A 12219-nucleotide genomic window follows, 5' to 3' on the forward strand; every position below is an offset into this window, starting at 1 on the left:
GGCCGCTCTCCGCGGGGAGACCCGCGGGCCGCGCGCCTCGGGCGCCGCGGTGCCGGAAGGGCACGGGCCGACGGCGACACCGACCGTGGCTACGGTCATTTCGACCGTAGCGAGCAGACAGACGACGCGCGACCGGGCACGGACAGGGACAGAAGGGGAGCCAAGGCGATGAAGGGCACTGTTGGTGAGCTGGGGGAGTTCGGGCTCATCAGGGAGCTCACCTCCCGTCTCACCACCACCCCCGCGGTCCGGGTCGGACCCGGCGACGACGCCGCGGTCGTGGCCGCGCCCGACCGCAGGGTCGTGGCCAGCACCGACATCCTCGTGGAGGGGCGGCACTTCCGCCGTGACTGGTCCACCGCGTACGACGTGGGCCGCAAGGCGGCGGCGCAGAACCTGGCCGACATCGCCGCCATGGGCGCGGTGCCGACCGCGCTGCTCCTCGGCCTGGTCGTGCCCGCCGAACTGCCGGTGACCTGGCCGACCGAGCTGATGGACGGGCTGCGCGACGAGTGCCAGGTCGCGGGCGCCTCCGTGGTCGGCGGAGACGTGGTGGGCGGCGACACCATCACCGTGTCCATCACGGCCCTGGGCGACCTGCGCAACCAGGAGCCCGTCACCCGGGCCGGCGCCCAACCCGGCGACCTCGTCGCGGTGACCGGCTGGCTGGGCTGGTCCGCGGCCGGGTTCGCCGTCCTCTCCCGGGGTTTCCGCTCGCCGCGCGCCTTCGTCGAGGCCCACCGCCGCCCCGAGCCGCCGTACCACGCCGGTCCGGCCGCCGCGAGCCTGGGCGCCACCGCCATGTGCGACGTGAGCGACGGGCTGATCGCCGACCTGGGGCACATCGCCGAGGCCAGCAAGGTCAGGATCGACGTGCGCTCCGGCCAGATCGACATCCCTTCCCAGATGAACGACATCGGGCAGGCCGTCGGTGTCGACCCCATGCAGTGGGTGCTCACCGGCGGCGAGGATCACGCGATCGTGGCGACCTTCCCGCCGGACGTGAAACTTCCCGCCCGCTGGAAGGTCATCGGCGAGGTCCTCAACCCCTCCGCGCTGCCCCAGGTGACCGTGGACGGGGCGCCGTGGACCAGCAAGGGCGGCTGGGACCACTTCGGCGGGGACGTGGAATCGTGACCCCGCCGCCCGTGACCCCGCCCACCGTCCCTCCCGTCGTCCCGCCCCTGGTGCTCACCGTGGCGGGCTCCGACTCCGGCGGCGGCGCCGGAATCCAGGCCGACCTGAAGACGATGCTCGCCCTCGGCACCCACGGCATGAGCGTCCTCACCGCGGTCACCGCGCAGAACTCCCGCGGCGTGCAGGGCGCCTGGGAACTGCCCGTGGACGCGGTGCGGGCCCAGTACCGCAGCGTCGTGGACGACATCGGCGTCCAGGCGGTCAAGACCGGCATGCTGTCCTCCGCGGAACTGGTCGAGACGGTCGCCGAGTTGCTCGCCGGCACCGACGCGCCCGCCGTCGTCGACCCGGTCGGCGTCTCCAAGCACGGGGACGCGCTCCTCGCCGCCTCCGCCCTGGACTCGGTGCGCGGCAGCCTGCTCCCGGTCGCCACCGTCGCCACGCCGAACCTCGACGAGGTCGCACAACTCACCGGCGTACGCGTCGAGTCCGACACCGATCTGCGCCGGGCCGCGGCGGCCGTCCTGGAGTACGGGCCGCGCTGGGTGCTGATCAAGGGCGGTCACCTGGCCGGCGACGCCGTCGACCTGCTCACCGACGGCTCCGAGGAGCACTGGCTGCGCGCTCCCCGCCTCGACAACCGCCACACCCACGGCACGGGCTGCACCCTGGCCTCGGCCGTGGCCTGCGGACTGGCGAAGGGGCAGTCGGTGCCGGAGGCGGTGGCGGCGGCCAAGACGTACGTCACCGGGGCGATCGCGTCCGGGTTCCCGCTCGGCGCCGGCATCGGCCCGGTGGACCACGGCTGGGCCCTCGGGCGGGGCCCCCGCACCACCTGAGCGGGCGGTCAGGTGCGGCCGGGTGCGGCCGGGTACGGCAAAAAGCCGGTCCACCCGAGGTGGACCGGCTCCCTACGGCGGACCGGCAGTGGCCGCGCGCTCAGCTGAGACGCGTCAGCGCGAGACCTTGCCGGCCTTGATGCACGAGGTGCAAGCGTTCACGCGCTTCGGCGTCCCGCCGACCACGGTACGTACACGCTGGATGTTCGGGTTCCAGCGACGGGACGTACGGCGGTGCGAGTGCGAGATGTTGTTGCCGAAGCCCGGCCCCTTGCCACAGACGTCGCAGTTGGCAGCCACGGGTCACTCCAAAGACTTCAGATGCACTTACGGTTGATCCCGGCATGCCGGGATCAAGCTCTCGGACTCGCGAACGAGCCGGGATCTGAGTGGCGGTGCCAGGGGGAGAGCCCGATCGGGATCGGGCAACCGGAGCAGCATACAACGGCTGCTCCCGCACAACGAAACTACCACGGCAGCTCAGGGGCCGGTCGCGGCCCTCTTCCGGCGGGCCCCCTCCCAAGGTCTACGCTGCCAGCCACGTCCGCAGCTCAGGGAGGCGCAGGTGGCGCAGGTACCGCAGAGGTTCTTCGACGCTCTGGCGGTGCGTACCTGGTGCGGTCTGTCGCTGCGCGCGCTGGGACGGGCGCGCGAGGAGATCGACGCGATCAACGTGTATCCCGTCGCCGACGGGGACACCGGCACGAACCTCTACCTGACGGTCGAGTCGGCCGCGGCCGCCGTGGAAGCCGTGTTCGCGGCCCACGAGACGGGCGCGGCCGGGAGCGACGGCCCCTCGCTGACGGACGCCGTGGGCGCGATGGCACACGGAGCCCTGATCGGCGCCCGCGGCAACTCCGGGACGATCCTGGCGCAACTGCTGCGCGGTCTGGCCCAGGTGCTCACCGAGCGGGGTGAGACCGCTCACACTGACGGCCCCGGCCTCCGGCTCGCCCTGCGGCACGCGGCCGCCTCCGCCCGCGAGGCCGTGGCCCACCCGGTCGAGGGCACCGTCCTCACCGTCGCCTCGGCCGCCGCCGACGCCGCCGACGGGGTGCGGGGCGACTGCGCCCAGGTGGCCCGCGCGGCCTACGAGGGCGCCCTCGCGGCGCTCGCCGCCACCCCGGGGCAGCTGCCCGTCCTGGAGCGCGCCGGAGTGGTCGACGCGGGCGGCCGCGGCCTGGTGGCCGTCCTCGCGGCCCTGGTGGAGACGTTCACGGGGCGGGCGCCGGAGCCGGTCGCCGTGCCGCACGCGCGCCCGGACGGCGGCGGTGCGGACCTCGCGGGCGAGCGCACGGCCGGCGAGCGCACGGCCGGGGAGCGCGCGGCGGGGGAGTGCGTCCCGGGGGAGGGCACGGGCGTCGCGCACGGCCCTGCCTTCGAGGTGATCTACCTCCTGGAGGCGGAGGACACGGCCGTGGCCCGGCTGCGGAGGCGGCTCGACGCCCTCGGGGACTCGCTCGTCGTGGTCGGCGGCGACGGCCTGTGGAACGTCCACGTGCACGTCGACGACGCGGGCGCCGCCGTGGAGGCGGGCGTCGAGGCCGGGCGGCCGCACCGGATCCGCATCACCCACTTCGGACAGGGCGACGTGCACACCACCGGGGCCGAACGCCCGCCCCGGGAGCGGACCCGGCGCGCGGTGGTGGCCGTCGTACCGGGGGAGGGGCTGGCCGCGCTGTACGGCGAGGCCGGCGCGACCACACTGCTCGCGCGCCCCGGGGAGCCGCCCGCCAGCGGTGAACTGGTCCAGGCCGTGCGGCGGGCCCACGCGCGCGAGGTGGTGCTGCTGCCCAACGACGCCGAGCTGCGCCACACCGCCGCCGCGGCGGCCGAGCAGGCCCGCGCCGAGGGCGTCCGGGTCGCCCTCATCCCGACCCGCTCCGCGGTCCAGGGCATCGCCGCCCTCGCCGTGCACGAGTCCGAGCGGCGCTTCGACGAGGACGTGGTCGCCATGACCTCGGCGGCGGGAGCCACCCGCCACGCCGAGGTCACCGTCGCCGAACGCCGGTCCTGGACCACGGCGGGCATCTGCCAGGCCGGTGACGTGCTCGGCCTCATCGACGGCGACGTGGCGGTGATCGGCGCGGACGTCTCGGAGGTCGCCGCGACCGTCCTGGACCGCATGCTGTCGGCGGGCGGCGAACTGGTCACCCTCGTCGTCGGCGACGGGGCGCCCCCGAGCGTCGCCGACCGCCTGGAGGCCCGCGTCCGGGAGGCGTACCTCGCCGTCGACACGGTCGTCCACCGGGGCGGCCGGCAGGGCGCGCTGCTGCTGGTCGGCGTGGAGTAGCCGAGGACCGGTCCGACGGTCCGCCGGGGCGGTACGGCGCTCCGCCCGGGCCGTTGTCAGTGGCGTGGTGTGCAATGGATCTCGTGCCCGCACTGCGAGAACCCCTGAAGAAGGTGCTCGGCCCCGCCACCGCGAAGGTGATGGCCGAGCACCTCGGCCTGCACACCGTCGGCGACCTCCTCCACCACTACCCCCGCAGATACGAGGAGCGCGGCCAGCTCACCCACCTCGCCGACCTGCCCATGGACGAGCACGTCACGGTGGTGGCCCAGGTCGCCGACGCCCGCCTGCACTCCTTCGCCTCGTCGAAGGCCCCGCGCGGCAAGGGCCAGCGCCTGGAGGTGACCATCACGGACGGCAGCGGCCGCCTCCAACTGGTCTTCTTCGGCAACGGGGTCCACAAACCCCACAAGGAACTCCTGCCGGGCACCCGCGCGATGTTCGCCGGCAAGGTCTCCGTCTTCAACCGCCGACTGCAACTGGCCCACCCGGCGTACGAGTTGCTGCGCGGCGGTGACGACGAGGACGACGCGGCCGAGAGCGTCGAGTCGTGGGCGGGCGCCCTCATCCCCCTCTACCCGGCCACCGCCAAACTGGAGTCCTGGAAGATCGGCAAGGCGATCCAGACGGTGCTGCCCAGCGCCCAGGAGGCCGTCGACCCGCTCCCCGACTCCCTGCGCGACGGCAGGGGCCTGGTCTCCCTGCCCGAGGCCCTCCTCAAGATCCACCGCCCGCACACCAAGGCCGACGTCGAGGACGCCCGCGCCCGCCTGAAGTGGGACGAGGCCTTCGTCCTCCAGGTCGCCCTCGCGCGCCGCAGGCACGCCGAGACCCAACTCCCCGCCGTCCCGAGGAAGCCCGGCGCCGACGGGCTGCTCACCGCCTTCGACGACCGGCTCCCCTTCACCCTCACCGACGGCCAGCAGAACGTCTCCCGCGAGATCTTCGACGACCTCGCCACCGACCACCCGATGCACCGGCTGCTCCAGGGCGAGGTGGGCAGCGGCAAGACCCTGGTCGCCCTGCGCGCCATGCTCGCCGTCGTCGACTCCGGCGGGCAGGCCGTGATGCTGGCGCCCACCGAGGTGCTCGCCCAGCAGCACCACCGCTCCGTCGTCGAGATGATGGGCGAGCTGGCCGAGGGGGGAATGCTGGGCGGCGCCGAGCACGCCACCAAGGTGGTGCTGCTCACCGGGTCGATGGGCGCGGCAGCCCGCCGGCACGCCCTGCTCGACCTGGCCACCGGCGAGGCGGGCATCGTCATCGGCACCCACGCCCTGATCGAGGACAAGGTGCAGTTCCACGACCTCGGTCTGGTCGTCGTCGACGAACAGCACCGCTTCGGCGTCGAGCAGCGCGACGCCCTGCGCGGCAAGGGGAAGCAGCCCCCGCACCTGCTCGTGATGACCGCGACGCCCATCCCGCGCACCGTCGCGATGACCGTCTTCGGCGACCTGGAGACCTCGGTCCTCGACCAGCTCCCGGCCGGCCGGTCCCCGATCGCCAGCCACGTCGTCCCCGCCGCCGACAAGCCCCACTTCCTCGCCCGCGCCTGGGAACGCGTCCGCGAGGAGGTCTCCAACGGCCACCAGGCGTACGTCGTCTGCCCGCGCATCGGCGACGAGGACGACGCCCCGAAGAAGGGCGCCAAGCAGCCCGGACAGTCCGAGCAGCCGCCCGGGGGCGACGCCGAGAAGCGCCCCCCGCTGGCCGTCCTCGACGTCGCCGACGGCCTGGCCAAGGGCCCGCTCCAGGGACTCGGGGTGGAGATCCTGCACGGCCGGATGCAGCCCGACGACAAGGACGCGGTCATGCGCCGCTTCGCCGCCGGGGAGACCGACGTCCTGGTCGCCACCACCGTCATCGAGGTCGGCGTCAACGTCCCCAACGCCACCGCGATGGTGATCATGGACGCCGACCGCTTCGGCGTCTCCCAGCTCCACCAGCTGCGCGGCCGCGTGGGCCGCGGTTCCGCCCCCGGCCTGTGCCTGCTGGTCAGCGAGATGCCCGAGGCGAGCGCGGCCCGGCAGCGGCTGAACGCCGTCGCGAGCACCCGCGACGGCTTCGAGCTCTCCCGCATCGACCTCGAACAGCGCCGCGAGGGCGACGTCCTCGGACAGGCCCAGTCCGGCGCCCGCACCTCCCTGCGCGTGCTCGCCGTCATCGAGGACGAGGAGATCATCGCCGAGGCCAGACAGGAGGCGGCCGCGGTCGTCGCCGCCGACCCGGAGCTGACCGGCCTGCCGGGGCTGCGCACGGCCCTGGAGGCACTGCTGGACGACGAGCGGGAGCAGTACCTGGAGAAGGGTTGAGAGACTGGCAACGGACACCGTCCGCCCACCCGAGCACAGCGACAAGGACCCAGACATGACCCGCGTGATCGCCGGCAAGGCCGGCGGACGTCGCCTGGCCGTCCCGCCGGGGACCGGAACCCGCCCCACCTCCGACCGCGCGCGCGAGGGCCTGTTCTCCACCTGGCAGTCCCTGCTCGGCGGCCCGCTGGACGGCGAGCGGGTCCTCGACCTGTACGCCGGGTCCGGCGCCGTCGGCCTGGAGGCGCTCTCCCGCGGCGCCGGGCACGTGCTGCTCGTCGAGGCCGACGCCCGCGCCGCCCGCACGGTCCGGGAGAACGCCAAGGCCGTCGGCCTGCCCGGCGCCGAGGTCAGGGCGGGCAAAGCGGAGCAGATCATCCGCACCCCGGCACCCGCGGAGCCGTACGACGTCGTCTTCCTGGACCCCCCGTACGCCGTCTCCGACGACGATCTTCGCGAGATCCTGCTCACACTCCGTACGGAGGGCTGGCTCGCCGGGGAAGCGCTCGTCACCGTGGAGCGCAGCACCAGGGGCGGCGACTTCCGCTGGCCGCACGACTTCGAAGCGATCCGGACCCGCCGCTACGGCGAGGGAACGTTTTGGTACGGTCGCGCCGCCTCTACGTGCGAAGACGCACGATGACCGGACCGGAGAGCGAGGGAACTCAAGTGCGCCGCGCCGTCTGTCCCGGGTCGTTCGACCCGATCACCAACGGACATCTCGACATCATCGCCCGTGCCTCCAGCCTCTACGACGAGGTCTACGTCGCGGTGATGATCAACCAGGCCAAGAAGGGCCTCTTCGAGATCGAGGAGCGGATCGACCTCATCCGCCAGGTCACCGCCGAGTACGGGAACGTCCGCGTGGAGTCCTTCCACGGCCTGCTGGTCGACTTCTGCAAGCAGCGCGAGATCCCCGCCATCGTCAAGGGCCTGCGCGCGGTCAGCGACTTCGACTACGAACTGCAGATGGCCCAGATGAACAACGGCCTCTCCGGCGTCGAGACCCTCTTCATCCCCACCAACCCGACGTACAGCTTCCTGTCGTCCTCCCTGGTCAAGGAGGTCGCGACCTGGGGCGGCGACGTGGCCCACCTGGTACCTCCGCTGGTCCTCGACGTCCTCTCCGAGCGCCTGAGGAAGCCCTGACCGCCCCGTCGCGCAGCCCGCGGAGACGGACAACGCGTCACCCGGTGTCCCCGGGACACGCCAGGGTCGTACAGTCGTCCCGTCCGTCTCCAACACAGCTGTAGAGAGTGGCGAGCACACGGTGGACGTGCAGAACAAGCTCGACGAGATCACCGCGACGGTCTCCGGCGCCCGCGCCATGCCCATGTCGGCCTCGTGCGTGGTCAACCGCGCCGAACTGCTCTCGATGCTGGAAGAGCTGCGCGCGCAACTGCCCGGCTCCCTCGCCCAGGCGCAGGAGCTGATCGGCGACCGCGAGCAGATGGTCGCGCAGGCCCGCCAGGAGGCCGACCGGATCATCGAGGGCGCGCACGCCGAGCGCGGCTCCCTGATCGCCGACACCGAGGTCGCCCGCCGCTCCCAGGCCGAGGCCGACCGGATCCTCGCCGAGGCCCGCCAGGAGGCCGAGGAGGTCCGTGCCGAGGCCGACGACTACGTCGACTCCAAGCTCGCCAACTTCGAGGTCGTCCTCACCAAGACCCTCGGCTCCGTCGGCCGGGGCCGCGAGAAGCTCCTCGGTACCGGACCCGGCCTCGACGAGAACGGCTACGAGGACGAGGACGCCCCCGAGCGCAGCCACGACCCCGAGACGCTGCGCCGCGACGCCGACACCTACGTCGACACCAAGCTCGGCGCCTTCGAGGCGGTGCTGGCCAAGACCCTGGACGCGGTCGGCCGGGGCCGCCAGAAGCTGCACGGCCGGATCGCCACCGACGACCTCGGCGCCCTCGCGGACGACCTGACCACCGTCCAGCACTCCAGCGACGCCGACTACCTCGCCGGCCTCGCGGGCCTCTCCGACGCCCCGGCCGAGCAGACCCCACAGCCCGCGCAGCCCCCGTACGGCGAGCAGCAGCCCGTGGCGGCCCAGCTGCCGGCGCAGGCCGTTCCGGAGATGCCGGCGCAGGAACCGGCGTACGGCTACGCACCCCAGCAGCCCGACCCGTACGCCGCCTACCAGCAGACCTACGACGCCGGTCAGGACCCGTACGGCTACCAGCAGCAGGGCGCCGACCCGTACGCCTACCAGTACGACGGCGGGCAGCAGGCCTACGACGGACAGCAGGGCTACGCCCAGCCCCCGCAGCCGCAGCAGCCCCCGCACGCCCCGCAGGCCCAGCCGCAGGCGCTCGACGAGACCAGCCTCTTCGACACCAGCATGATCAGCGCCGAGCAGTTGCGGGCGTACGAGCAGGGCCGCGGACTCTAGGGGCGGGGGTCCGCCAGGCCCGGATTGGGCCGAGAGCGAATGGTCCAGTATCCTGGCTCTTCGGTCGCGTGTACGTCCGCGATCGCCGCTGCCCGGGAACACCGAAGGGCGGCACCCCCCACCCACGAAGACCGAAAGCAGGAATGGTTCTGAACGCGCGCCTCGACCACCGCGACCCCCTCGTGTTCGACACACACGAGCTGGGACGGCGGCCCGGTGCGCTCCAGCGCCTGACCCGCACGGTCGACGCTCCCAGGGACCTCGGTCTCCAGGGAGTCATCGGAGTGCCGGAAGGCGCCCCGGTGGAGCTCGATCTCCGGCTCGAGTCGGTCATGGAAGGGGTGCTCGTCACAGGCACCGCCCGTGCCAGGGCCCAGGGGGAGTGCGTAAGGTGTCTGGAGCCGGTCGAGCAGCAGCTCGAAGCGGACTTCCAGGAGCTGTTCTCGTACCCTGACGCCGACGACCGTGGCCGCCCCGTGGCGGAACCGGGCGACGACGCCGAGGACGACGAGGACAGGTTCTTCGTCGAGGACGGACTGATCGGCCTCGAACCCGTGCTGCGCGACGCGGTGGTGCTCGCACTGCCGATGCAGCCGGTGTGCCAGGAAGACTGCCAGGGTCTGTGCTCCGAGTGCGGAGTGCGCCTGTCGGACGACCCGGACCACCACCACGACGCCGTCGACATTCGTTGGGCGGCATTGCAGGGACTCGCCGGTTCACTCGGAGACGGCGAGAAGGACGAGATGAGCGGCGACGGGTCGGATTCCGCGGACGCCGCCGAGAAGCAGGAGAAGTAGCCGTGGCTGTTCCGAAGCGGAAGATGTCGCGCAGCAACACGCGCCACCGCCGGTCGCAGTGGAAGGCTGCGGTCCCCACCCTGGTTGCGTGCGAGCGCTGCCACGAGCCCAAGCTGCAGCACATCGCGTGCCCCGCTTGCGGCACGTACAACAAGCGTCAGGTCCTCGAGGTCTGAGCGGCTGGTGAGAGGCACTGTGTCAGTCCCCAAGAAGGCGGAAGACGCCAAGGCGGACCCACCCGCCAAGAAGAAGGCGGACACCCAGGCCTCGTCCCACACGCTTCTGGAAGGGCGGCTCGGCTATCAGCTCGAGTCCGCCCTTCTGGTGCGTGCACTGACCCACCGTTCCTACGCGTACGAGAACGGCGGTCTGCCGACGAACGAGCGGCTGGAGTTCCTCGGTGACTCCGTCCTCGGCCTCGTCGTCACGGACACGCTGTACCGCACCCACCCCGACCTGCCCGAAGGCCAGCTGGCCAAGTTGCGGGCCGCGGTGGTCAACTCGCGTGCGCTGGCTCAGGTGGGCCGTGGGCTCGAACTGGGCTCCTTCATCCGGCTCGGCCGCGGTGAAGAGGGAACGGGCGGCCGGGACAAGGCGTCCATCCTCGCCGACACCCTCGAAGCGGTGATCGGCGCGGTCTATCTCGACCAGGGCCTCGACGCGGCCTCCGAACTGGTGCACCGCCTGTTCGACCCGCTGATCGAGAAGTCCTCGAACCTCGGTGCCGGCCTGGACTGGAAGACCAGCCTCCAGGAACTCACCGCGACCGAAGGGCTCGGCGTCCCCGAGTATCTGGTCACGGAGACCGGCCCGGACCACGAGAAGACCTTCACTGCTGCCGCCCGCGTCGGAGGCGTCTCGTACGGCACCGGCACCGGCCGCAGCAAGAAGGAGGCGGAGCAGCAGGCCGCGGAATCCGCGTGGCGGTCCATCCGGGCCGCGGCGGACGAGCGCGCCGAGGCGACGGCGAACGCCGTCGACGTGCACACCGACGAGGCGTCCACCTCCGCCTGACCCGCCCACGCACGGTCCGAACGCCCGCCCCGCCGCCGGGGCGGGCGTTCGGTTCGTCACCCGAGGGGATGCCATGCCCGAGTTGCCCGAGGTAGAGGTCGTACGGCGTGGCCTGGAGCGCTGGGTCGCCCACCGGACCGTCGCCGACGCCGAGGTACTGCACCCGCGTGCGGTGCGCCGTCACGTCGCAGGCCCCGACGACTTCGCCCACCGCCTGAAGGACCACCGCATCGGCACCCCCCAGCGCCGCGGCAAGTACCTGTGGCTGCCCCTGGAGGACACCGACCAGGCGGTCCTCGCCCACCTCGGCATGAGCGGCCAGCTCCTGGTCCAGCCGCACGAGACGCCCGCCGAGAAGCACCTGCGCATCCGCGTCCGCTTCGCCGACACCCTCGGCACCGAACTCCGCTTCGTCGACCAGCGCACCTTCGGCGGCCTCTCCCTGCACGACACGTCCGCCGACGGACTGCCCGACGTCATCGCGCACATCGCCCGCGACCCGCTGGACCCCCTCTTCGACGACGCGGCGTTCCACCTCGCCCTGCGCCGCAAGCGCACCACGATCAAACGGGCCCTGCTCGACCAGTCCCTGATCAGCGGCGTCGGCAACATCTACGCCGACGAGGCCCTGTGGCGTGCCCGCCTGCACTACGAACGCCCCACGGCGACCCTCACCCGCCCCCGCACCACCGAACTCCTCGGCCATGTCCGGGACGTGATGAACGCCGCCCTCGCCGTGGGCGGCACCAGCTTCGACAGCCTGTACGTCAACGTCAACGGCGAGTCCGGCTACTTCGACCGCTCACTCGACGCGTACGGCCGCGAGGGGCTGCCCTGCCGCCGCTGCGCCACACCGATGCGCCGCCGGCCGTGGATGAACCGCTCCAGCTACTTCTGCCCGAAGTGCCAGCGCCCGCCGAGGGTCACGCCGTAGATCACGCCGTGGGCATCCGCTGCGCGTCATACCGCTCGCGCGCCGCCAGCACCTCGTCCATCCGCCCCTGGACGCACTCGATGAGCGCGAGCAGCCGCCCGGCCACCTCACGGCCGAGCGACGTGAGCTCGTAGTCCACGCGGGGCGGGTTGGTGGGCTGCGCCTCGCGGTGCACCAGCCCGTCGCGCTCCAGCGCGTGCAGGGTCTGGGCCAGCATCTTCTCGCTCACGCCGTCCACACGGCGCCGCAACTCGTTGAACCGGAACGACTCCTCGTACAACGCGCCGAGCGTCAGCGTGCCCCAGCGCCCCGTGGCATGCTCCAGGGTGCCGCGCGAGGGACAGGCCCGGGAGAACACGTCGTACGGCAGATCCTGCTCCGCCGTGCGCTCCTGCTTGGTCGACATGCGCCCAGCGTACGTGAGCACAGCGCTGCGCCGCAGGCCGCGCTGAACGGTGGGTGCCTCCGACGAAGGGGACGAAGTGGCCCCGCACC

At 72.7% G+C, this 12219-nt stretch carries 13 protein-coding genes; 11 read left to right on the plus strand and 2 right to left on the minus strand.

From position 1 onward, the window contains the following. The first annotated feature begins 168 nt into the window (after nt 1–168). On the plus strand, nt 169–1137 hold the full coding sequence (locus BJ961_RS07695) for a thiamine-phosphate kinase (RefSeq protein WP_271320555.1): 969 nt from the start codon (nt 169–171) through the stop codon (nt 1135–1137). A gap of 11 nt (nt 1138–1148) precedes the next feature. Further along, a complete protein-coding gene (gene thiD / locus BJ961_RS07700) occupies nt 1149–1976 on the plus strand; it encodes a bifunctional hydroxymethylpyrimidine kinase/phosphomethylpyrimidine kinase (RefSeq protein WP_271416988.1) in 828 nt (275 codons plus the stop codon). Nucleotides 1977–2090: 114 nt separating this feature from the next. On the opposite strand, the gene rpmB is transcribed toward thiD, so the two are convergent. After that, on the minus strand, nt 2091–2276 hold the full coding sequence (gene rpmB / locus BJ961_RS07705; RefSeq protein ID WP_003993230.1) for a 50S ribosomal protein L28: 186 nt from the start codon (nt 2274–2276) through the stop codon (nt 2091–2093). 265 nt (nt 2277–2541) lie between these two features. On the opposite strand from rpmB, the gene BJ961_RS07710 reads away from it, so the two are divergent. The 9 genes from BJ961_RS07710 (at nt 2542) to mutM (ending at nt 11724) form a co-directional block, all read left to right on the plus strand. Beyond that, nucleotides 2542–4269: a DAK2 domain-containing protein gene (locus BJ961_RS07710; protein WP_271320556.1), complete on the plus strand. Its 1728-nt coding sequence runs from the start codon at nt 2542–2544 to the stop codon at nt 4267–4269. A gap of 74 nt (nt 4270–4343) precedes the next feature. After that, nucleotides 4344–6581, plus strand: a complete 2238-nt coding sequence (recG, locus tag BJ961_RS07715; protein WP_271320557.1) for an ATP-dependent DNA helicase RecG — start codon at nt 4344–4346, stop codon at nt 6579–6581. Nucleotides 6582–6636: 55 nt separating this feature from the next. Then, on the plus strand, nt 6637–7224 hold the full coding sequence (gene rsmD / locus BJ961_RS07720) for a 16S rRNA (guanine(966)-N(2))-methyltransferase RsmD (RefSeq protein WP_271320558.1): 588 nt from the start codon (nt 6637–6639) through the stop codon (nt 7222–7224). Nucleotides 7225–7250: 26 nt separating this feature from the next. Continuing rightward, nucleotides 7251–7730: a pantetheine-phosphate adenylyltransferase gene (gene coaD / locus BJ961_RS07725; protein WP_271320559.1), complete on the plus strand. Its 480-nt coding sequence runs from the start codon at nt 7251–7253 to the stop codon at nt 7728–7730. Nucleotides 7731–7851: 121 nt separating this feature from the next. Then, the gene (locus BJ961_RS07730; protein ID WP_271320560.1) at nt 7852–8979 is read left to right on the plus strand and encodes a cell division initiation protein; all 1128 of its coding nucleotides are present in this window, start codon (nt 7852–7854) and stop codon (nt 8977–8979) included. Between the two features lie 143 nt (nt 8980–9122). Beyond that, nucleotides 9123–9776 (plus strand): YceD family protein, encoded by a 654-nt coding sequence (locus BJ961_RS07735; RefSeq protein ID WP_271320561.1) that lies wholly within the window; start codon nt 9123–9125, stop codon nt 9774–9776. A gap of 2 nt (nt 9777–9778) precedes the next feature. Beyond that, nucleotides 9779–9952 (plus strand): 50S ribosomal protein L32, encoded by a 174-nt coding sequence (gene rpmF, locus BJ961_RS07740; protein WP_006139588.1) that lies wholly within the window; start codon nt 9779–9781, stop codon nt 9950–9952. A gap of 7 nt (nt 9953–9959) precedes the next feature. After that, complete coding sequence (gene rnc / locus BJ961_RS07745; protein WP_271320562.1) at nt 9960–10790, plus strand: ribonuclease III; 831 nt, start codon at nt 9960–9962, stop codon at nt 10788–10790. A 73-nt stretch (nt 10791–10863) separates the two neighbouring features. Beyond that, complete coding sequence (mutM, locus tag BJ961_RS07750) at nt 10864–11724, plus strand: bifunctional DNA-formamidopyrimidine glycosylase/DNA-(apurinic or apyrimidinic site) lyase (RefSeq protein WP_271320563.1); 861 nt, start codon at nt 10864–10866, stop codon at nt 11722–11724. A 1-nt stretch (nt 11725) separates the two neighbouring features. Here the strand turns inward: mutM and BJ961_RS07755 are convergent, their stop codons facing one another. Then, complete coding sequence (locus BJ961_RS07755; protein WP_271320564.1) at nt 11726–12130, minus strand: winged helix-turn-helix transcriptional regulator; 405 nt, start codon at nt 12128–12130, stop codon at nt 11726–11728. Nucleotides 12131–12219 lie beyond the last annotated feature (89 nt).

It is taken from the genome of Streptomyces lienomycini, from assembly GCF_027947595.1.
GTDB classification, from domain to species: Bacteria; Actinomycetota; Actinomycetes; order Streptomycetales; family Streptomycetaceae; genus Streptomyces; species Streptomyces lienomycini.